The 20,774-nt window shown below is 56.4% G+C and carries 18 protein-coding genes; 2 read left to right on the top strand and 16 right to left on the bottom strand.

What is annotated here, in order from left to right; all coding sequences use genetic code 11:
- Window positions 1–6: 6 nt before the first annotated feature.
- The 5 genes from menH to OGW13_RS16245 all read right to left on the bottom strand — a co-directional run bounded on the left by menH (window position 7) and on the right by OGW13_RS16245 (window position 4,733).
- The gene (gene menH, locus OGW13_RS16265; protein ID WP_043000029.1) at window positions 7–765 is read right to left on the bottom strand and encodes a 2-succinyl-6-hydroxy-2,4-cyclohexadiene-1-carboxylate synthase; all 759 of its coding nucleotides are present in this window, start codon (window positions 763–765) and stop codon (window positions 7–9) included.
- Window positions 762–2,432: a 2-succinyl-5-enolpyruvyl-6-hydroxy-3-cyclohexene-1-carboxylic-acid synthase gene (menD, locus tag OGW13_RS16260; RefSeq protein ID WP_287116284.1), complete on the bottom strand. Its 1,671-nt coding sequence runs from the start codon at window positions 2,430–2,432 to the stop codon at window positions 762–764. Before menD ends, menH begins: the two co-directional genes overlap by 4 nt.
- A gap of 84 nt (window positions 2,433–2,516) precedes the next feature.
- Entirely contained in the window at window positions 2,517–3,815 is a 1,299-nt protein-coding gene (gene menF, locus OGW13_RS16255) for an isochorismate synthase MenF (RefSeq protein WP_044258518.1), read from the bottom strand.
- Between the two features lie 97 nt (window positions 3,816–3,912).
- On the bottom strand, window positions 3,913–4,218 hold the full coding sequence (elaB, locus tag OGW13_RS16250; RefSeq protein ID WP_043000026.1) for a stress response protein ElaB: 306 nt from the start codon (window positions 4,216–4,218) through the stop codon (window positions 3,913–3,915).
- A 47-nt stretch (window positions 4,219–4,265) separates the two neighbouring features.
- On the bottom strand, window positions 4,266–4,733 hold the full coding sequence (locus OGW13_RS16245; RefSeq protein ID WP_043000025.1) for a GNAT family N-acetyltransferase: 468 nt from the start codon (window positions 4,731–4,733) through the stop codon (window positions 4,266–4,268).
- A 65-nt stretch (window positions 4,734–4,798) separates the two neighbouring features.
- Between OGW13_RS16245 and rbn the strand changes: the two genes are divergently transcribed.
- Both rbn and OGW13_RS16235 read left to right on the top strand, forming a co-directional pair.
- Window positions 4,799–5,716, top strand: coding sequence for a ribonuclease BN (rbn, locus tag OGW13_RS16240; protein WP_043000024.1), 918 nt, complete (start codon window positions 4,799–4,801; stop codon window positions 5,714–5,716).
- Window positions 5,717–5,779: 63 nt separating this feature from the next.
- Window positions 5,780–6,784, top strand: coding sequence for a chemotaxis protein (locus tag OGW13_RS16235; protein WP_044258510.1), 1,005 nt, complete (start codon window positions 5,780–5,782; stop codon window positions 6,782–6,784).
- A 57-nt stretch (window positions 6,785–6,841) separates the two neighbouring features.
- On the opposite strand, the gene nuoN is transcribed toward OGW13_RS16235, so the two are convergent.
- The 11 genes from nuoN to nuoC form a co-directional block, all read right to left on the bottom strand.
- The gene (gene nuoN, locus OGW13_RS16230) at window positions 6,842–8,299 is read right to left on the bottom strand and encodes an NADH-quinone oxidoreductase subunit NuoN (RefSeq protein WP_043000022.1); all 1,458 of its coding nucleotides are present in this window, start codon (window positions 8,297–8,299) and stop codon (window positions 6,842–6,844) included.
- A gap of 6 nt (window positions 8,300–8,305) precedes the next feature.
- Window positions 8,306–9,835, bottom strand: a complete 1,530-nt coding sequence (gene nuoM / locus OGW13_RS16225; protein ID WP_043000021.1) for an NADH-quinone oxidoreductase subunit M — start codon at window positions 9,833–9,835, stop codon at window positions 8,306–8,308.
- Window positions 9,836–10,087: 252 nt separating this feature from the next.
- A complete protein-coding gene (nuoL, locus tag OGW13_RS16220) occupies window positions 10,088–11,929 on the bottom strand; it encodes an NADH-quinone oxidoreductase subunit L (RefSeq protein ID WP_125339998.1) in 1,842 nt (613 codons plus the stop codon).
- On the bottom strand, window positions 11,926–12,228 hold the full coding sequence (nuoK, locus tag OGW13_RS16215; protein ID WP_000612644.1) for an NADH-quinone oxidoreductase subunit NuoK: 303 nt from the start codon (window positions 12,226–12,228) through the stop codon (window positions 11,926–11,928). The genes nuoL and nuoK overlap by 4 nt, the downstream gene beginning before the upstream one ends.
- Window positions 12,225–12,779 (bottom strand): NADH-quinone oxidoreductase subunit J, encoded by a 555-nt coding sequence (gene nuoJ, locus OGW13_RS16210; RefSeq protein ID WP_043000019.1) that lies wholly within the window; start codon window positions 12,777–12,779, stop codon window positions 12,225–12,227. The genes nuoK and nuoJ overlap by 4 nt, the downstream gene beginning before the upstream one ends.
- 11 nt (window positions 12,780–12,790) lie before the next feature.
- Window positions 12,791–13,333, bottom strand: a complete 543-nt coding sequence (gene nuoI / locus OGW13_RS16205) for an NADH-quinone oxidoreductase subunit NuoI (protein ID WP_005129470.1) — start codon at window positions 13,331–13,333, stop codon at window positions 12,791–12,793.
- A 14-nt stretch (window positions 13,334–13,347) separates the two neighbouring features.
- A complete protein-coding gene (gene nuoH, locus OGW13_RS16200; RefSeq protein WP_043000018.1) occupies window positions 13,348–14,325 on the bottom strand; it encodes an NADH-quinone oxidoreductase subunit NuoH in 978 nt (325 codons plus the stop codon).
- On the bottom strand, window positions 14,322–17,048 hold the full coding sequence (nuoG, locus tag OGW13_RS16195; RefSeq protein WP_287116283.1) for an NADH-quinone oxidoreductase subunit NuoG: 2,727 nt from the start codon (window positions 17,046–17,048) through the stop codon (window positions 14,322–14,324). Before nuoG ends, nuoH begins: the two co-directional genes overlap by 4 nt.
- 83 nt (window positions 17,049–17,131) lie before the next feature.
- Complete coding sequence (nuoF, locus tag OGW13_RS16190) at window positions 17,132–18,469, bottom strand: NADH-quinone oxidoreductase subunit NuoF (RefSeq protein WP_042317808.1); 1,338 nt, start codon at window positions 18,467–18,469, stop codon at window positions 17,132–17,134.
- Window positions 18,466–18,966: an NADH-quinone oxidoreductase subunit NuoE gene (nuoE, locus tag OGW13_RS16185; RefSeq protein WP_042317807.1), complete on the bottom strand. Its 501-nt coding sequence runs from the start codon at window positions 18,964–18,966 to the stop codon at window positions 18,466–18,468. The genes nuoF and nuoE overlap by 4 nt, the downstream gene beginning before the upstream one ends.
- Before the next feature lie 2 nt (window positions 18,967–18,968).
- Window positions 18,969–20,771, bottom strand: a complete 1,803-nt coding sequence (gene nuoC / locus OGW13_RS16180; protein ID WP_080343264.1) for an NADH-quinone oxidoreductase subunit C/D — start codon at window positions 20,769–20,771, stop codon at window positions 18,969–18,971.
- Between the last annotated feature and the right edge of the window lie 3 nt (window positions 20,772–20,774).

The raw sequence follows: 20,774 nt of genomic DNA, 5'->3' as shown, positions 1-20,774 counted from the left end.
CTTTAGTCAGAGACGCAGAATCTGAGCCAGACAGTCCACCACGCCTGCGGGATTTTCCCGGTGCGCATTGTGTCCGGCGTTACGAATCACATGGCGGGTCGCCGCTAATTCCGTCGCCAGGGCGCAGAATTTGCTGTCACGTTCACCACATAAATAATAAAACGGAAAGGCGCGCGCGGTGAGCGCAGCGCGTAAATCAGGCTGGACCGCCAGCGAAGTGGCTTCCAGCATTGCCGCCAGCGTTTCGCCGTTATTCTGGCTACGCAGCGCGACCAGCGCTTCTCGTTGCCGCGCGTTCAGCGAAGCAAAAACCGGCTGCTGATACCAGTCAGTAAACACCTCAGTCAGCGCGTCATGGCGAAAACGTTCCGCCCAGTGATGGTCAGAATCCCGGCGCGTGTCGCGTTCGGCGTCGCTTTGCAGTCCCGGATGCCCGCCTTCAACCACCAGGCCGCAAAGCCCCGGCATTTCCTGACAGGCCGCGATCATCGCCACTCTGCCGCCGAGGGAATATCCCACCAACCAGTATTTCAGTATGTTGTAACTAAGGAGAGTATTACGCAGCAAGCTGATCACATCGGTAAATCCGCTGACGCGGATCTCCGCCGATCCACCGTGACCAGGCAGATCGATGTACAAGCGTGAAAAGCCGGAAAGCCGCTCGCCGATCGGTTGCCATTCCTGGCTATCGCCGGAAAAACCGTGCAGGAAAACCAGCCAGGGTGAGTCTGACTGCGCGGCTTTTGCCTGCGCGTGCAGGATCATAATTGGCTCACCTGCGCCAGCAGCTGTTGTAGCGTCTGCGCGCCGTCGGTGTCGTTGACCACCAGTTCAATCACCGTGGTCGCAGGCATACGCCACGCGCCAGCCAGCGCCGCCTCCAGTTCATCCCAGCTTTCCGGGCGATGATACTTGAGGTTAAACATTGCAGCCGCGTGTTCAAAATGGACATTTTGCGGCATCAGGTAAAAGCGTTCACGTTCGCTCTGCGGCGTGGGCAGCAGCGAGAAAATCTGCCCGCCGTTATTGTTCACCACAATCAGTACGAACGGCGCGGAGACCTGCCGTAACAGGGCTAACGCATTGAGATCGTACAACGCCGATAAATCGCCCACGATCGCCAGCGTCGATTTCGCGCTGGCGCGCTGCACGCCCGCAGCGGTCGATAACAGACCATCAATACCACTTGCGCCGCGATTGCTGTAAACCGGGTAACCTGCCGGAAGCTGCGACAGCGCATCAATCAGGCGTACCACCAGGCTGTTGCCGACAAAAAGCTGCCCCTGCTCGGGCAGATAGTCGCGAATGCGATGCGCCAGTTGCGCCTCGCCAAAAGTATCACGCCGCGCCGCCACGGCCTGCCAGGCCAGCTCCGCCAAACGCGGAATGTCTACACACCACGGTTGCCGTTTTTCCGCAGGATGCAGTTCCAGCCAATCGCCGATTTTTGCCACCAGACGACGACCGCGATGATGCGCCGGATCCAGCCGCCCTTCGATATTATCGACAATCCAGTACTCCTCCGGCTCACAGTTTGCCTGCCATTGCAGTAAGCGTTTTCCGGTCAGACTGCTGCCCAGCTGCACCACAATCTGTGCCTGCTGCAGTTCCGTCACCGCCTTCGGATTGCCGAGCCAGAGGTCGGCACAGGGAAGCGGCTGTCCGGTTTGCGACAGCACATCGCCAATCAGCGGCCAGCCCAACGTCTGCGCCCATTGCGCAACTTTCTTGCCCTCTTCTGCACCCATTCGCCCGGCAACAACAACGCCGCGTTTTTGCCGCCAGAAGAACCAGTCGCGCTGTTTGTCGCTCTCCAGCCGACGCGCTTCGCGCAGCCAGGGTTTGTCATCCTGCCACCAGTCACCGAGACGCTGTTGCCAGGCCAGACCGGTATCATCCATCTCGCCATATAACGGCTCGGCAAACGGACAGTTGATATGGACCGCGCCGGCATGCAGCGAGGCCAGCGCATTATCGATAGTCGACACCAGCCAACGGGCCGGAATGTCCTGCGTCGGGCGCGGAAGCGAAAGCGTTTGTGACGGGTGTGACGCAAACATGCCCGCCTGACGAATCGCCTGATTCGCGCCGCAGTCAATCAGTTCAGGAGGACGATCGGCCGTCAGAAGGATCAATTTTTCACCGGTCAGGCCCGCTTCAATCAGCGCCGGATAGAGGTTAGCGACCGCCGTACCGGAGGTCACGATCACGGCAACAGGCTGTTTACTCACCTTCGCCAGTCCCAGCGCCAGATGACCAAGACCACGCTCATCAAAATGCGTGTGGTGAATAAAAGCCGAATTTTCCGCCGCAGCCAGAGTGAGCGGCGTGGAACGAGAGCCAGGGGCAATGCAAACATGCCTGACGCCATGGCGAGTTAATGCTTCCAGAATGACCGCCGCCCAGCGTCGGTTAAATGCGCTTACTGACATGAGATTGTCCGGTATCAATATTGCGACTCAGTATAAAGAACGGAAAAAAGGGATTATTGATATGAGTCGGGAATATGTAACTCATTATCCATCCATCTGTAACAAAGATCGCAGACCAGCGGCTTTATTATCGATTTCCTGCCACTCCTGCTCAGGGTCTGACCCACGAACAATACCCGCACCGGCATACAGCCGAACCACGTTACCGCTGATTTTCGCCGACCGCAGCGAAACACAAAATTCGCTTTGCTGTAATGACAGATAGCCCGCCGACCCGGCGTACCATTCCCGCGCAAAAGGTTCACGCTGCTGAATAAATGCCCGTGCCCGTTCGCGTGGGATCCCGGCCACGGCTGCCGTGGGCTGCAACTGCAGTAAACAGAGCGTGTCATCCGCCTGATTCAGCGCCGTCCAGATGCAGCGTCGCAAATGCTGCACTTTTCGCAACCGCAGCACCTGCGGCGGCAAAACGTCCAGTGTATGCGTGTAGTCCTGCAGGCGCTGACAGATATCCTCGACCACCAGCATATTTTCGCGCTGATTTTTGTCGTCCTTCATCAGCCATTCGCCCAGTTGCCAGGCCTTATAATCATCCGGGTGATTCGCTACCGTCCCGGCGAGCGCCTCGGTACGGAGCGCGGTATCGCGACGTCGCCAGAGACGTTCCGGAGACGAACCCAGGAACGCACTCTGCGCAGAAAAAGCCATATAAAAATGGTAGCAGTTCAGGTTCAAACGGCGACTTGAAGCCATCACAGCAGCGGCATTCACCGGGCGAGAAAAGTGCAGATCGCTGGCGCGCGCCAGCACCACTTTATCCAGTTCACCTTCGGCAATCGTCTGCGTGGCCTGCTCAATCAGGGTGATCCAGCCTGCTTTTTCGGGCCAGTGCTGTTCAGCGGTTTTGCTCAGACGTAATGTCGGCAGCGGTTTTACACTCGCCAGCGAGGCGAGAAAGGTCAGCGCCCGGTCAGCATCCTCGCGCAGAGAAACATCACTCCACAAATGCAGACGCAGCACAGCCACGCCCGCACAGCGCCGCCACTCAAGACGCGGTAACACCAGGTTACCCTGCTCTGGATCAAACGCATTCAGTCCCCAGATACGCAGGTCGGTTTGCTGCGGATGTTGGCGAAGAAAGCATTGCGCCTCATCGAGAGAAGAAAATGGCGCAACGACGCCCAGCACGGCGGCCTCTTCATCACCGTTGCGCTGCTGCCAGTAAAATTGCGGATAAATGGACTGACTTGCCAGCCAGCTTAACGCATCGAAAGCGTCATTAAGGGGAAAAGGAACATCGAGAACCCGAATGCCTGGTGCCGCCGGGATTGCCTGCGACAAAAGACGCGTCAGACCTTCCAGCGCAGTAGTGAGTGAATGCACGCGGACCTCTCCCTGTTAAAAACCTCACATTATACGGGGTACTGCACAAAAAAAGCAGTACCCCAGTTTAGGGAGTCAATGCGATCTCGCTTGCAGATTAGCGTCGTGCCAACAGTAAGCCGAGCACCAGTCCGACCGCCGCGCCAACGCCAATCCCCTGCCAGGGTTTTTCGTGCACATAATCATCTGCACGATAAACGGCCTGTCTGGCACGATAATAATAACTATCTGAAGCCTGACTTACGCGATTTTTGACCTCATCCAGCGCCTTTTCAGCCCGCGCTTTCAGCTCAATGTATTTCTGATCGGCGGGATCCCCTGAGGAACGCAGCACCTCTTCCAGCGTTTCACTCAGCAACGTCAGGTCGTCATCAATACGCGAATCACCAAATTGATAAGACATTCTCGTTCTCCATGTTAGTAAACCTGCCCCTAACTATAGACAACGACTCAGGATCCCGCCCGAATCGCTTCGCGCGCCATCCCCACATGTGGGATGCCATCTTCCTCATAGACTTCGGTGACCGGAGCAAAACCAAATCGTGCATAGAATGCCTGCAAATGCGCCTGTGCGCCCAGATACAGCGCCTTCTCCGGCCAGTGTCGCTGACAAGACGCCAGCGTCTGCGCCATCAAATTTTGGCCCAGCTTTTCACCGCGTAACGCTTCACTGACGATCACCCGTCCAATCACGACGGGCTCCAGATCTTCAGTGCTTTTCAGAATCCTCGCATACGCCACCAGCTCGCCGTCATGCCAGCCCAGGATATGGCGGTTCTCACCCACCAGATCGTCACCGTCTACGTCGAGATAGGGACAGTTCTGCTCCACAACAAACACCGCACAGCGCAGTTTTAACAGCGCATAGAGCTGTGGGACGGTTAATTCCGAATGATGCAGGTCTTGCCAGATAATCATCGTGCGCTCCTTTTCCGTAAACGATTTATACTAGCCAGATTATTTTTTAAAAGTGTAATGAAATAATGGAATTTCTCTTTCTGGGTACCTCAGCTGGCGTGCCCACGCGTACGCGCAACGTGACAGCCATTTTGCTACATCATCAACACCCGACGCAGCCCGCGCTATGGCTGTTTGACTGTGGTGAAGGTACGCAACATCAGATGTTGAGCACGGCATATCATCCCGGCAAAATTGAACGGATTTTCATCAGCCATCTGCACGGCGATCATCTGTTCGGTTTGCCGGGTTTACTGTGCAGTCGTTCGATGGCGGGCAATGCTCAGCCGCTAACGCTTTACGGGCCGAAGGGGCTGCGTGAGTTTACTGAAACCGCGCTGCGTCTGAGCGGCTCATGGACTGACTATCCGCTGGAAATCGTCGAAATCACCGCCGGGGAAATTCTTGATGACGGGCTGCGAAAAGTAACGGCTTACCCGCTTGAACACCCGCTGGAATGTTACGGTTACCGCGTTGAGGAGCATGATAAACCCGGCGCGCTCAACGCCAAAGCGCTGAAAGCCGCTGGGGTGAAGGCCGGTCCCTGGTTTCAGGATCTGAAAGCAGGCAAAACGGTCACCCTGGAAGACGGCAGCGTGATACGCGGGGCCGATTTTCTTGCCCCAGCGACGCCCGGTAAAACGGTCGCGATTTTTGGCGATACCGCGCCCTGCGCATCCGCGCTTGATCTGGCGAAAGGGGTCGACGTGATGATTCACGAAACCACGCTGGATACGTCAATGGAAGAAAAGGCCAACAGCCGTGGACACAGTTCCACCCGCCAGGCGGCACTGCTGGCACGGGAGGCTGCAGTCGGAAAGCTCATCATAACGCACGTCAGTTCGCGCTATGACGCCGCAGGTTGCCAGCGACTGCTGGCAGAGTGTCAGGCTATCTTCCCTTCCACTGAACTTGCCGACGATTTCGCCATTTTCACGGTTTAGGGCTCCATTTTTTGCTCTCAGTGCCGATAACAGTAAAAACGCAGTATTCACACTGAGGACAGCATGGACAATTTCCAGAAAGATATCGATGACAGGGCGAATCTGACCCTGTCCAACCGCTTTGAACTGCTGCTGTTTCGTCTGGGAAACTCCCTGCACGAACAGAAATCTGAGCTGTTTGGCATTAACGTGTTCAAGTTGCGCGAAATTGTACCTATGCCTGCCTTTACTCGTCCGGCAGGGATGAAGGCGCCATTGCTGGGAATGGTCAATATTCGCGATCAGGTGATTCCGGTTATTGACCTCCCCGCCGTAGCCGGCTGCAAGCCGGAGAATGGACTCAACATTCTGTTAATCACCGAATATGCCCGTAGCGTGCAGGCCTTCGCCGTCGAGTCGGTCGAAAACATCATGCGCCTGGACTGGAAGCAGGTACACACCGCAGAGAAAGCGGTGAACGGCCGCTACATCACCAGTATCGCCTGTCTGGATGAAGACAAAGAGACCAACAACCTGGCGCTGGTGCTCGACGTAGAACAGATTCTGTATGACATCGTGCCATCGAATCACGACCTGCGCGCAACGGAACTGAAAACCAATAAGTTCAACATCACCCCCGGTGCCGTGGCTATTGTCGCGGAAGACTCCCGCGTGGCCCGTGCGATGCTGGAGAAAGGTCTGACGGCCATGGACATTCCCCATCAAATGCACGTCACCGGTAAAGATGCCTGGGACAAAATTCAGCAACTGGCGCAGGAAGCGGAAGCGGAAGGCAAAGCGATTAGCGAGAAGATCGCACTGGTGTTAACCGATCTGGAAATGCCGGAGATGGATGGTTTCACCCTGACCCGAAAAATCAAAACCGACGAGCGGCTGAAGAAAATTCCGGTGGTGATCCACTCTTCTCTTTCCGGTAGTGCCAATGAAGATCACGTCCGCAAAGTGAAAGCCGATGGCTACGTGGCGAAGTTTGAAGTGAATGAACTGTCATCCGTTATTCAGGAAGTGATGGACCGCGCGGCGCAAAACATCAGCGGCCCGCTGGTCAGTCGTCAGTTGATTGCCTGAAGATTCTTCATCCATAAAAAAACCCGCCTCGGCGGGTTTTTCGTTTTTGCTTGTCGCTTACATCAGCGGTGCGGCTAACTGCACAATACTGATCAGCGGCTGCGGGTAGATACCCAGCACCAGCACCAGCAGTGCGGAGATCAGTACCACAATACCGCCTGCGCTGTACTGCCAGTTAGACGGCGCATCGCGGTTAAGCTGCTGCGGCGCGCTCAGGTACAGACTCACGGCAACACGCAGGTAGTAATACAAACCAATCGCGGAACCAACCACCACAGCAGCAACCAGCCACCATAGGTTCGCCTGCACACCGACTGCCAGCACGTAGAATTTACCGATAAAGCCCAGCGTCATCGGGATACCCGCCAGAGACAGCATCATTACCGTCATCACTGCCGCGAGGATCGGACGATGCCAGAACAGCCCACGGTAGGAGAACAGAGAATCGGCATCCGGACCACGGTACGGACTGGACATCAGGCTGACCACGCCGAACGCGCCGAGGCTGCTGAACAGGTAACCGGCAAGGTAAACGCCGACCGCTTCCATGGACATCTCGCCGCTCTGCAGAGCAATCAGCGCCACTAACAGGTAGCCGAGGTGAGAGATAGACGAATAACCCAGCAGACGCTTGATGTTAGTCTGGCTCAGCGCCATCAGGTTACCGAAGATGATGGAAGCAAAGGCGATCACGCCAAGCACCACGCGAACCGCTTCACTGTCGCCAACCGGCGCGTACAGGAACAGACGCATCACCACGCCGAAGATAGCGATTTTGCTCGCCGTCGCCAGGAAGGTGGAAACCGGAGCCGGTGCGCCCTGGTATACGTCTGGCGTCCACAGGTGGAACGGAACCAGAGAGAGTTTAAAGCCCAGACCAACAATCATCATCCCGAAGCCCGCCAGCAGCAGCGGCTCGTTCAACATACCGTCGCCGAGGCTCTTACCGAGCGCAACAAACGACAGGTTGCCAGACTGCGCGTACACCAGCGCCATACCAAACAGCAGGAATGATGAGGCGGCAGCAGACAGGATGGTGTATTTGATACTGGCTTCCAGCGAACGTTTCTGACGGAAGGCATAGCCCACCAGACCAAACAGCGGCAGGGAGATCAGTTCGATACCAAGGAACAGCGCCGCCAGATGATTGGCGTTCGCCAGCAGAATGCCACCCAGCGCGGCAATCAACACCAGCAGGTAGAACTCTTCCCGGTTATCGTCATAGCCTTCCAGCCACGGGTAGGCAAAAGTACAGGTCGCCAGACTCGCCAGCAGAACCAGTCCGGTGTAGAGCATTGCGAAACCGTCAACCCGCATCAGCGGGGTCACGTCCATCGCGCCAGCCTGGCCAACAAACCAGAGCGAAACCAGCGCGGCGTTAAGCCCAATGACCGACAGCGTGGCATTGAGGAAGTGATTGCGTCGCCACGCAATGGAGAGCATCACAACCACCACCGTCAAGCCGACGATCAGCAGCGGTAGCAGCGCAATCAGGTGTTGTGGAGTTATTGTCATGGCGATTTACGGCCTTGTAGTAGTAACGGAATTAACAAACCACTGCTGGATGTTGCTCATCGCAGAATGCGAGGTATCCAGAATCGGCTGCGGATAGAAGCCAAGCAGTACCAGAAGCACGACCAGCAACAGGATGATAAACAGCTCACGCAGCGACATCCCTGGCAGCTCTTGTTGCGCAATCTGGCTCTTCGCTTTACCGAAGTAAGCGCGATGTAGCATCGCCAGCGAGTAAACAGAGGCAAACACCAGACCAAAGGTCGAAATCACGGTGATGACCGGAACCACCTGGTAGCTGCCAAACAGGATCATGAATTCGCCAACGAAGTTACCGGTGCCAGGCATACCCAGCGTCGCCACGGCGAAGAACATCGACAGTGCCGGTAACCATTTCATTTTGCCCCACAGGCCGCCCATCATACGCATGTCGCGGGTGTGCAAACGTTCGTACAGTTGACCACACAGAATGAACAGACCCGCAGCGGACAGGCCGTGCGCAATCATCTGAATCACCGCCCCCTGGTACGCCAGCTGGCTGCCGGTGTAGATGGCAATCAGCACGAAACCCATGTGTGAAACCGAGGTGTAGGCGATCAGACGTTTAATGTCGTACTGCGTGAACGCCATCCATGCACCGTAGAAGATACCGATAACGCCCAGCCACATCGCGATAGGCGCGAACTCCGCTGACGCGTTCGGGAACAGCGGCAGGGAGAAACGCAGCAGACCGTAAGCAGCGGTTTTCAGCAAAATACCGGCGAGGTCAACAGAACCCGCGGTCGGTGCCTGGGAGTGCGCATCTGGCAGCCAGCCGTGCAGTGGAACCACCGGCATTTTCACCGCAAACGCGATGAAGAAGCCCAGCATCAGCAGATATTCGACGCCGTGCGACATCGGCGTTTTCAGCAGGTCTTCATAGTTGAAGGTCCACACGCCGGTCGCATTATGGTGAACGAACACCAGCGCCAGGATGGCAATCAGCATCACCAGACCGCTCGCCTGGGTGTAAATGAAGAACTTGGTTGCCGCCGTGATACGCGTTTTACCGTCGGACGCCTTGTGGCCCCACAGCGCGATCAGGAAGTACATCGGCACCAGCATCATTTCCCAGAAGAAGAAGAACAGGAACATGTCGATGGCAAGGAACACACCGATCACGCCGCCCAGGATCCACATCAGGTTCAGGTGGAAGAAGCCCTGGTATTTTTCGATTTCTCGCCAGGAACACAACACCGCCAGAACGCCAAGCAGACCGGTCAGCACCACCATCAGCAGCGACAAACCGTCGATTGCCAGGTGAATCGAGATGCCAAAGCGCGGGATCCACGGCAGGACAAATTCAGACTGCCACTGCGGAATGCCAGCAGACTGCGTCAGCGAATAACCGCCCTGTAGCCACAGTTGCAGGCCAAGCGCGAGCGTCAGTCCCATGGTGATCAGCGCGATCCAGCGCGGCACCTTCACGCCAAAGCGTTCGGTCTGCCAGCACAGGAAGCCACCGATAAAGGGGATTAATATCAACCAAGGTAATAACATGGTGATCTTTGTTCCTTGTTTAAGTCCGGTTCAGGCTATCTCACTCGTCATAGCGAACCCCGACAGTGCTCGCAATCCTCACATACCTCAGTACGCTCCGGTTGCGGTGCACAGGCGGTGCTCACTCTGACTTCGCCGATAACGCCTGTCCAGTTGGACCTGATTTTCAACGAATTTTCTAAAAATTCTCTTTGAGCGTGTAGGCCGGATAAGCGTAGCGCCATCCGGCAGTCGTTCATCCAGCCCGCAAACTCAACGCAGTACCATCAGCAGTGCCAGCACCACTACGGCGCCAATGCTCATTGATGCGACATACCAGCGCAGATAACCGTTCTCGCTGAACAGCAGGCCTTTACCTGCAAAGCGGGAAAGGATAGCTGGCACGTTCATCAGGGCATTGAGCGGATCGCGTTTAAGCAGCCAGGCGACGCCAAGGAACGGCTTAACGAACACTTTGTCGTACAGCCAGTCGAAGCCCCAGGCGTTATACCACCAGGTGCCCAGCAGACGACCCGGCGCACTGTTGGCAATCGAGGTTACCAGAGTACGTTTACCCAGCCACAACCATGCGGCAATCAGGATGCCCGCAATCGCTACCACGCCAGAAGTCATTTCCAGGGTCATCACGCGGCCATGCTCAAGTTCAGTTGTCTGCGGCAGTACACCCTGCAGCGGCGGCACAATCAGCGCGCCTACGAAGGTGGACAGGATCATCAGGACAATCAACGGCAGGTGGTGAGTAATCCCCTTCCCTGCATGAGCATGAATTTGTTCTTTACCGTGGAACACGATGAAAATCATACGGAAGGTATACAGGGAGGTCATGAACGCACCGACCAGTCCTGCCACCATCAGATTGATATGACCATTCGCCATCGCGCCTGCCAGAATCTCATCCTTACTGAAGAAGCCTGCGGTAATCAGCGGCAGCGCCGACAGCGCCGCACCGCCCACCAGGAAGCAGAGATAAACCAGCGGAATGGACTTACGCAGGCCACCCATCTTGAAGATGTTCTGTTCGTGATGGCAGGCCAGAATGACGGAACCGGACGCCAGGAACAGCAGCGCTTTAAAGAAGGCGTGCGTCATCAGGTGGAAAATCGCCGCATCCCATGCCTGAACGCCCAGCGCCAGGAACATGTAACCGATCTGGCTCATGGTGGAATAGGCGAGTACGCGCTTGATGTCGGTTTGCACCAGTGCGGCAAAACCTGCCATCACCAGCGTCACCGCACCCACGATACCGACCAGATGCAGAATTTCCGGGGTCATCAGGAACAGGCCATGCGTACGGGCAATCAGGTAAACACCAGCGGTCACCATCGTTGCGGCGTGGATCAGCGCGGAGACAGGCGTCGGGCCCGCCATCGCGTCAGCCAGCCATGTCTGCAACGGCAGCTGTGCCGATTTACCCACAGCACCACCCAGCAGCATTAGCGTCGCCCACGTCAGCATATTGTTGCCTGCGGCGAAGTGTGCTGGCGCCAGTTCAACCATTTCACGGAAGTTCAGGGTACCCAGCTCGTTGTACAGAATGAACAGTGCGAACGCGAGGAACACGTCACCCACACGGGTCACGACGAACGCTTTCATCGCCGCAGCGCCATTCTTTGGATCGGTGTAATAGAAACCGATCAGCAGGTAAGAGCACAGGCCCACGCCTTCCCAGCCGAGGTACATCAACAGCAGGTTATCGGACAGCACCAGAACAACCATGCTGGCGATAAACAGGTTCGTGTAAGCGAAGAAGCGGGAGTAGCCCTCTTCACCGCGCATGTACCAGGAGGCGAACATGTGGATCAGGAAACCGACACCAGTGACAACCGACAGCATGGTCAGCGACAGGCCGTCCAGTACCAGGTTGAAACCAATGTTGAAGTTACCGACAGACATCCACGTCCACAGCGGCTGGCTGAACGCCTGCTTGCCGTTGGCGAAGAAGTCCATCCCGACAAAGGCAGTGACCAGCGCCGCCAGACCAATGGAGCCTACGCCCACGGTTGCGGAGAGATTTTCTGACCAGCGTCCGCGAGAGAACGCCAGCAGGACAAAGCCAATCAATGGCAGAATGATGGTTAAGGCAAGCATGTTCATCCACGCATCTCACTTACTGAATCGATGTTCAGGTTCTGGCGACGGCGATGAAGTTGCAGCAACAGCGCAAGCCCTATACTCGCTTCGGCAGCCGCAAGGCTGATGGCGAGAATATACATCACCTGACCATCGGTCTGGCCCCAGTAGCTACCGGCAACCACAAAGGCCAGCGCGGAAGCGTTGATCATGATTTCCAGGCCAATCAGCATAAACAGCAGATTGCGGCGGATAACCAGACCGGTTAAACCCAGAACGAATAAAATCGCAGCGAGGATCAGTCCATGTTGTAAGGGGATCATGCGTGCTCCTCCGTTTTTCTTTTCGCGCTATCGTCTTTACGGTTGCTCAGCACTTCACCTGAACGCTCTTCGCGTCCAACGTGGAAGGCAACAACCAGACCTGCCAGCAGCAGCATGGATGCCAGTTCAACCGCCAGTACGTAAGGCCCGAACAGGGTAATACCTACCGCTTTCGCGCTGATTGGTGTACCGTCGATACCCTGATCGTTAACCCCCAGAATGGCGTAAACAATCACCACCAGCATGATGGCCGACAGAATTGCCGGGCCAATCCACACCTGCGGCTTCAGCCACTGACGTTCCTGTTCGATTTCAGAACCGCCCAGGTTGAGCATCATCACCACAAACACGAACAGCACCATAATGGCGCCCGCGTAAACGATAATTTCCAGCGCACCCGCGAAGTAAGCGCCCAGCGAGAAGAACACCCCGGAAATCGCCAGCAGCGAAATAATCAGGTACAGCAGTGCGTGCACCGGATTGGTATGGGTGATCACCCGCAAGGTTGCGAGAATGGCGACCAGGCCACAGATATAAAAAGCGAACTCCATTGCCCCTCTCCTTACGGTAACAGGCTCTTGACGTCGATAGGCTTGGCTTCGTTCTCTGCTTCGCCCTTATCTTTGCCGTCGATTGCCATACCTGCCATCCGGTAGAAGTTATATTCCGGGTATTTGCCCGGACCGGAGATCAGCAGATCCTCTTTCTCGTAAACCAGATCCTGGCGCTTGTACTCACCCAGTTCGAAATCTGGCGTAAGCTGAATCGCGGTTGTTGGACAGGCTTCTTCGCACAGACCGCAGAAAATGCAGCGTGAGAAGTTAATGCGGAAAAACTCCGGATACCAGCGACCATCTTTGGTCTCTGCTTTTTGCAGAGAGATACAGCCTACCGGACACGCTACCGCACACAGGTTACAGGCAACGCAGCGCTCCTCACCATCCGGGTCGCGCGTCAGAACAATGCGACCACGAAAACGGGGCGGGAGATAGACCGGCTCTTCCGGGTACATCTGCGTTTCGCGTTTGGCGAACGCATGCAGGCCGATCATCCAGATACTGCGTACCTGGGTGCCGAAGCCTACTAACAATTCTTTTAAGGTCATGGTCTTTGTGCCCCTTATTGCGCCTGCCAGAGAATGACAGCCGCCGTTACCAGCAAGTTGATGAGCGTCAGCGGCAGGCAGATTTTCCAGCCGAAGGACATTACCTGGTCATAACGAGGACGCGGTAACGACGCACGAATCAAAATGAACATCATCATGAAGAACGCGGTTTTAATCGCGAACCAGATGAATGGCGGTAAGAACGGGCCCTGCCAGCCACCGAAGAACAGGGTAACCATCAGCGCAGAAATAGTGACGATACCGATGTACTCGCCCACAAAGAACAGACCGAATTTCATCCCGGAGTATTCAATGTGGTAACCATCGGCCAGTTCCTGCTCGGCTTCCGGCTGGTCAAACGGATGACGGTGACACACCGCCACGCCCGCGATAGCGAAGGTGACAAAACCAAAGAACTGCGGAATAACGTTCCAGATATCAGCCTGGCTGTTGACGATGTCGGTCATGTTAAAGGAACCGGCCTGCGCCACCACGCCCATCAGGGAAAGGCCGAGGAACACTTCGTAGCTGAGCGTCTGCGCAGACGCACGCATCGCACCCAACAGCGAGTATTTGTTGTTGCTCGACCAACCGGCGAACAGCACCGCATACACCGCCAGACCCGCCATCATCAGGAAGAACAAGATCCCGATGTTCAGATCCGCGACCACCCAACCCGGACTCACCGGCACGATGGCAAACGCCAGCAGCAGCGAGGTAAAGGCGATCATTGGCGCAAGGGTAAAGATGACGCGATCCGAGAATTTCGGGATCCAGTCTTCTTTAAAGAACATCTTGATCATGTCCGCAACCAGCTGGAGCGAACCGCCCCAGCCTACACGGTTCGGTCCGTAACGGTTCTGGAACAGACCCAGCAGACGACGTTCGCCAAAGCTCATGAATGCCCCGCAGGTGACCACCACCAGCAGAATCACCACCGCTTTGAGGATGGTCAGCAGGATTTCGATCAGATCCGGTGTAATCCAACTCATTGTTGTGCCTCCTGCAGATCCTCAAGACGCGCACCCGCCAGAACAGGGGCAATGCCCGGCATGCCCATCGGCAAGCCAACCTGCCCTGCCGTCAGCCCTTCGGCGATTTCAACCGGCAGCGTGACCGTATTGCCATCGTAGCTAAAGGAGACGCGGGTACCGGCATTCACTCCCAACTTCGCGGCATCGGCCGGGTTGAGTTTGATGTACGGTTGCGGCATGCGGCTCTGGAAGACCGGCGCACGCTGAGACAGTTCATCGCTACCAAACAAATGGTAGTACGGCGCGATACGCCACTGACCGTCCTGGGCCTGGAAGCTTGCAGGAACCGTCGTGAAGTAATCCAGACTGCCCTCTGAGGCTTCAATCAGACGCACACCCGGATCGCCATGGCGCAGTTTCCCGCCCACTTCATCCTGGAACTTGTTCCACGCCTGTGGAGAGTTCCAGCCCGGCGCCCAGGCAAATGGAATCTGTGAACGCGGCGCAGACGGCTGGTTGTTCCCTTCCATTGAGAAGGCAAACATCGTGTCTTTGTCCTGCGGCTGACGCGGTTCATGAACGCTGATGTTGGCGCGCATCGCCGTACGACCACTGTAACGGTGCGGCTCACGCGCCAGTTTTTGTCCACGAATGCGGAAGGTGGCATCCGGCGCAGCATCTTTAATACCGGCCAGTTCAGGCATCGCGGCGACAACCGCGTCGATCACGTGGTCAAGCTGCGTCCAGTCCACTTCGCGGTTCTGTACGGTGCTGTGCAGTGAATGCAACCAGCGCCAGCTTTCCAGCATGATGGTATTGCTGTCGTAGTACGCCGGATCGTAAACCTGGAAGAAACGCTGAGCACGGCCTTCGTTGTTGATGACCGTGCCGTCGCTTTCGGCAAAGCTGGCGGCGGAAAGCACCAGATGGGCGTTTTCCATGATCGCCGTACGCTGATGGTCAACCACCATCACCAGCGGCGCTTTTGCCAGCGCAGCATTCACGCGCGTTGCCGACGCATGACGATGCAGATCGTTTTCCAGCACGACCACCGCGTCAGCACGGCCGGTTTCCAGTTCGGTCAGCGCATCGTCGAGCGAACCACCGCCCATAATGCCCAGGCCTATACTGTTAACCGAACGGGTAATCATCGTGATGCCGACGTCCGCACCGCGACCTTTCAGCGCTTTCGCCACGTTGGCAGCCGCCTGAATCACTTCTGCGCTACCGGCGTTGGTACCGGAAATGATCAGCGGTTTTTTCGCCCCCGCCAGCGCCTGGACGATCACGTCGATTTTGTTTTGCAGGTCACTGCTGATGCCGTCAACGGCTGGCGCATTGTTGTCCAGCGCATGGGCAATCGCGAAGCCTAAACGCGCCTGATCTTCAACCGGCGCACGGTAGGTCCAGGCCGCGATATCATCCAGACGGGTGTTATCCACATTGGTCACGAACAGCGGGTGCTTCGCGCGTTGGCCGATGTTGAGGATCGCCGCAATCTGCCAGTCAGCCACTTTCTGGGCTGCCGCCATTTCGCGTGCCTTGCCTTTCACCGCCTGACGCACGGCCAGTGCAACGCGAGCGCCGGTCTGAGTGATGTCTTCGCCCAGCACCAGTACCGCATCGTAAGATTCAATATCACGCAGCGCAGGGGTATGCACACCACCTTCACGCAGCACCTTCAGTGCCAGTTGCAGACGTTCCTGCTCGGATTGTGCAATCCCGGTATAGAAGTTTTCTGCCCCGACCAGTTCACGCAACGCGAAGTTGCTCTCAACGCTGGCGCGCGGTGAGCCGATGCCAATCACTTTCTTCGACTGACGCAGAATATCTGCCGCGCCCTGCATTGCCTGTTCGGCGTTGAGGGTGATCAGGTCATCGCCACGACGCTGTACTGGCTGACGCGGACGGTCTTTCAGGTTCACGTAACCATAGCCAAAACGACCGCGGTCGCAGAGGAAGTAGTGGTTAACGGTCCCGTTATAACGGTTTTCGATACGACGCAGTTCGCCGTAACGCTCACCCGGGCTGATGTTACAGCCGATGGAACATTGTTGGCAGATGCTCGGCGCAAACTGCATGTCCCATTTACGGTTATAGCGTTCGGAATGCGTTTTATCGGTGAATACGCCGGTCGGGCAGATTTCCACCAGGTTACCGGAGAATTCACTCTCCAGGGTACCGTCTTCCGGACGTCCGAAGTAGACGTTATCGTGCGCGCCATACACGCCCAGATCCTGACCATCTGCATAATCTTTGTAGTAACGCACACAGCGATAACAGGCGATGCAGCGGTTCATTTCATGAGAAATGAACGGCCCCAGGTCCTGGTTGCGGTGAGTACGTTTGGTGAAACGATAGCGACGGAAACTGTGGCCGGTCATCACGGTCATATCCTGAAGGTGGCAGTTACCGCCCTCTTCACAGACCGGACAGTCGTGCGGGTGGTTGGTCATCAACCACTCCACCACGCTTTCGCGGAACTGTTTCGCTTCTTCGTCGTCAATCGAAATAAACGTGCCTTCGGTTGCCGGTGTCATACAAGACATCACCAGGCGACCACGCGTGTCTTCCGCGTTTTGGTATTGCTTCACCGCACACTGGCGGCAAGCACCAACGCTTCCCAGCGCCGGATGCCAGCAAAAGTACGGAATATCAAGGCCGAGAGACAGACAAGCTTCCAGCAGGTTGTCCGCTCCGTTGACCTCATATTCTTTGCCGTCTACATGAATCGTAGCCATAGTCAGCATGCTTCCAGTTGGCTTAGTCAGAGACTAAGCGTTAATCGAAATTCATATCGCGATACAGGCTCAGAGGCCTGTAATCACCAGCGCTCTTTCAGCAGGTTCGGCTGAATACCACCAATCGCGTGGGTATTGCTGAACGACTGCTTAATGCCAGCTTCGAATTCTTCGCGGAAATATTTAATGGCGCTCTGTAGCGGCTCAACCGCGCCCGGTGCGTGTGCACAGAAGGTTTTACCCGGGCCGAGGAAACGACACAGTTGCTCAAGTGTCTCGATATCCCCAGGCTGGCCTTCGCCACGCTCCAGTGCACGCAGAATTTTGACGCTCCACGGCAGGCCGTCACGACATGGCGTACACCATCCACAGGATTCACGAGCAAAGAACTCTTCCAGGTTACGCACCAGAGGCACCATGCCTATCTCGTGGTCAACCGCCATTGCCAGCGCGGTACCCAGACGGCTTCCGGCTTTACCAATGCTCTCAAATTCCATTGGCAGATCGAGGTGCGCTTCGGTCAGGAAGTCAGTTCCCGCGCCGCCAGGCTGCCAGGCTTTGAACTTCAGTCCATCGCGCATGCCGCCCGCGTAATCTTCGAGGATCTCACGTGCGGTGGTACCGAACGGCAGTTCCCACAGTCCCGGATTCTTCACGCGACCCGAGAAGCCCATCAGCTTGGTGCCAGCATCTTTGCTCTTCGAAATGTTCTGGTACCACTCCACGCCGTTGGCGAGGATCGCCGGAACGTTACACAACGTTTCCACGTTGTTGACGCAGGTCGGTTTACCCCATGCGCCGGAGGTCGCCGGGAACGGCGGCTTCGAACGCGGGTTAGCGCGACGGCCTTCAAGGGAGTTGATCAGCGCCGTTTCTTCACCGCAGATGTAGCGCCCTGCCCCGGTGTGAACAAACAGTTCGAAATCAAAACCGGTGCCCATGATGTTTTTGCCGAGCAGACCGGCTTCGGTCGCTTCCGCAATCGCACGGCGCAGATGCACGGCGGCTTCAATGTATTCACCGCGCAGGAAGATGTAGCCCCGGTACGCTTTTAGCGCAAACGCGGAGATCAGCATGCCTTCCACCAGCAGATGCGGCAGCTGTTCCATCAGCAAACGGTCTTTATAGGTGCCCGGCTCCATTTCATCCGCGTTACACAGCAGGTAGCGGATGTTCATGGATTCGTCTTTTGGCATCAGGCTCCACTTCAGACCGGTGGAAAAGCCTGCACCGCCGCGCCCTTTCAGGCCAGCGTCTTTGACCTGGTTGACGATTTCGTCCGGGGACAGACCAGTCAGCGCCTTACGCGCACCTTCGTAGCCGTTCTTGCTACGGTATTCGTCCAGCCACACGGGCTGTTTATCATCACGCAGACGCCAGGTCAGCGGATGCGTTTCGGGAGTACGGATAATGTCTTTCATTTATACCGCTCCAGCAGTTCAGGAATGCCTTCCGGGGTCAGGTGAGCGTGAGTATCCTCATCGATCATCATGTTCGGCCCTTTGTCGCAGTTCCCAAGGCAACAGGTCGGCAGCAGCGTAAAGCGACCGTCGAAGGTCGTCTGCCCCGGCTTGATGTTGAGCTTTTTCTCCAGCGCAGCCTGAATCCCCTGGTAACCGTTGATATGGCACACCACGCTGTCGCAATAGCGGATCACGTGGCGACCCACCGGCTGGCGGAAGATCTGACTGTAAAACGTCGCAACACCTTCGACATCGCTTGCCGGGATCCCCAGCACATCGGCGATCGCGTGGATCGCACCGTCCGGCACCCAGCCACGCTGCTTCTGAACGATTTTCAGCGCTTCAATGGACGCCGCACGCGGGTCTTCGTAGTGGTGCTTCTCGTGCTCAATGGCTTCACGCTCTGCCGCACTCAGCTCAAAAGCCTCGGTTTGTGGTTGTTGATTCTCGTGCATAATTAGCGGTCCACATCTGACATAACAAAATCGATACTACCCAGATGGACGATCAGGTCGGACACCAGGCTGCCACGTACTGCCACCGGGATCTGCTGCAAATGCGCGTAGCTCGGGGTACGAATACGGGTACGATAACTCATGGTGCTGCCATCGCTGGTCAGGTAGTAACTGTTGATACCCTTAGTCGCTTCCACCATCTGGAAGGACTCATTCGCCGGCATAACCGGGCCCCACGACACTTGCAGGAAGTGGGTGATCAGGGTTTCGATATGTTGCAGCGTGCGCTCTTTCGGCGGCGGCGTCGTCAACGGGTGATCCGCTTTGAACGGGCCTTCCGGCATGTTGTTGAGGCACTGCTCAAGGATGCGCAGACTCTGGCGCAGCTCTTCCACTTTCAGCATTACGCGGGTGTAGCAGTCGGAAACCCCGCCGCCAACCGGCACTTCAAAGTCAAAGTTTTCGTAGCCAGAGTAAGGGCGTGCTTTACGCACGTCGAAATCAATACCGGTCGCACGCAGCGCCGCACCGGTGCAGCCCCAGTCCAGCGCTTCTTTCTTACCGTAAGCGGCAACGCCCTGCGAACGCCCTTTCAGAATGGTGTTTTGCAGTGCGGCTTTCTCGTAAGAAGCCAGACGCTTCGGCATCCAGTCGAGGAATTCACGCAGCAGTTTGTCCCAGCCGCGCGGCAGGTCATGCGCCACGCCGCCAATACGGAACCAGGCCGGGTGCATACGGTAGCCGGTGACCGCTTCTACGATGTCGTAGATTTTCTGACGGTCGGTAAAGGCAAAGAAGACCGGCGTCATGGCGCCGACGTCCTGGATAAACGTCGAGATATACAGCAGATGGCTGTTAATGCGGAACAGCTCGGAGAGCATCACGCGGATAACGTTAACGCGATCCGGTACGGTAATGCCCGCCAGTTTTTCCACTGCCAGCACGTACGGCATCTCGTTGACGCAGCCGCCGAGGTATTCGATACGGTCGGTATACGGAATGTAGCTATGCCAAGACTGACGTTCGCCCATCTTTTCAGCACCACGGTGGTGGTAACCGATGTCAGGCACACAGTCGACAATCTCTTCGCCATCAAGCTGAAGAACAATACGGAATGCACCGTGTGAAGACGGGTGGTTCGGGCCGAGGTTGAGGAACATAAAGTCCTCGTTTTCGGTACCACGCTGCATGCCCCAGTCTTCCGGTTTGAAGGTCAGCGCTTCCATTTCCAGATCCTGCTTCGCTTTGGTCAGCTCAAACGGATCGAATTCGGTAGCACGCGCCGGGTAGTCTTTACGCAGCGGATGGCCTTTCCAGGTTGGCGGCATCAACAGACGCGTCAGGTGCGGGTGTCCGTCAAATTCAATACCAAACATGTCCCAGGTTTCACGCTCATACCAGTTAGCGTTCGGGAACAGTTTGGTGAAGGTCGGTACACGCAGGTCGTTTTCAGACAAGGCCACCTTGAGCATGATATCGCGATTGCGTTCAATGGAAATCAGGTGGTAGAAAACGGAAAAATCCGCGGCGGGTAACCCTTCGCGGTGTGTGCGCAGACGTTCGTCCATGCCGTGTAAGTCAAACAGCATGACGTAAGGTTTCGGCAACCTCTTTAAGAAATCGCCCACTTCCAGTAATTGTTCACGCTTGACCCAAACAACGGGTACCCCGGTGCGAGTCGCCTGAACGGTAAAGGCATCCGGCCCAAAACGGTTGCGCAGTTCGCCGATGACCGGGTCATCAAGGTGATCCCGGGTCTGCCATGCGGCTTCTTGCGCGGTTAAGTCGGTCATATTGTTCACCATTGC

This window comes from Citrobacter sp. Ca225 (genome assembly GCF_030337175.1).
GTDB lineage: Bacteria > Pseudomonadota > Gammaproteobacteria > Enterobacterales > Enterobacteriaceae > Citrobacter_A > Citrobacter_A amalonaticus.
Note: the sequence above shows the minus strand (reverse complement) of the source record. Positions and strands in the feature narration are given on the sequence as shown.

Excerpts from the sequence above, each read along its gene's own strand:
- menH (WP_043000029.1), bottom strand. The coding sequence starts at position 765 with ATGATCCTGCACGCGCAGGCAAAAGCCGCGCAGTCAGACTCACCCTGG.
- menD (WP_287116284.1), bottom strand. The coding sequence starts at position 2,432 with ATGTCAGTAAGCGCATTTAACCGACGCTGGGCGGCGGTCATTCTGGAA.
- elaB (WP_043000026.1), bottom strand. The coding sequence starts at position 4,218 with ATGTCTTATCAATTTGGTGATTCGCGTATTGATGACGACCTGACGTTG.
- OGW13_RS16245 (WP_043000025.1), bottom strand. The coding sequence starts at position 4,733 with ATGATTATCTGGCAAGACCTGCATCATTCGGAATTAACCGTCCCACAG.
- rbn (WP_043000024.1), top strand. The coding sequence starts at position 4,799 with ATGGAATTTCTCTTTCTGGGTACCTCAGCTGGCGTGCCCACGCGTACG.
- OGW13_RS16235 (WP_044258510.1), top strand. The coding sequence starts at position 5,780 with ATGGACAATTTCCAGAAAGATATCGATGACAGGGCGAATCTGACCCTG.
- nuoN (WP_043000022.1), bottom strand. The coding sequence starts at position 8,299 with ATGACAATAACTCCACAACACCTGATTGCGCTGCTACCGCTGCTGATC.
- nuoM (WP_043000021.1), bottom strand. The coding sequence starts at position 9,835 with ATGTTATTACCTTGGTTGATATTAATCCCCTTTATCGGTGGCTTCCTG.
- nuoL (WP_125339998.1), bottom strand. The coding sequence starts at position 11,929 with ATGAACATGCTTGCCTTAACCATCATTCTGCCATTGATTGGCTTTGTC.
- nuoK (WP_000612644.1), bottom strand. The coding sequence starts at position 12,228 with ATGATCCCCTTACAACATGGACTGATCCTCGCTGCGATTTTATTCGTT.
- nuoJ (WP_043000019.1), bottom strand. The coding sequence starts at position 12,779 with ATGGAGTTCGCTTTTTATATCTGTGGCCTGGTCGCCATTCTCGCAACC.
- nuoI (WP_005129470.1), bottom strand. The coding sequence starts at position 13,333 with ATGACCTTAAAAGAATTGTTAGTAGGCTTCGGCACCCAGGTACGCAGT.
- nuoH (WP_043000018.1), bottom strand. The coding sequence starts at position 14,325 with ATGAGTTGGATTACACCGGATCTGATCGAAATCCTGCTGACCATCCTC.
- nuoG (WP_287116283.1), bottom strand. The coding sequence starts at position 17,048 with ATGGCTACGATTCATGTAGACGGCAAAGAATATGAGGTCAACGGAGCG.
- nuoF (WP_042317808.1), bottom strand. The coding sequence starts at position 18,469 with ATGAAAGACATTATCCGTACTCCCGAAACGCATCCGCTGACCTGGCGT.
- nuoE (WP_042317807.1), bottom strand. The coding sequence starts at position 18,966 with ATGCACGAGAATCAACAACCACAAACCGAGGCTTTTGAGCTGAGTGCG.
- nuoC (WP_080343264.1), bottom strand. The coding sequence starts at position 20,771 with ATGGTGAACAATATGACCGACTTAACCGCGCAAGAAGCCGCATGGCAG.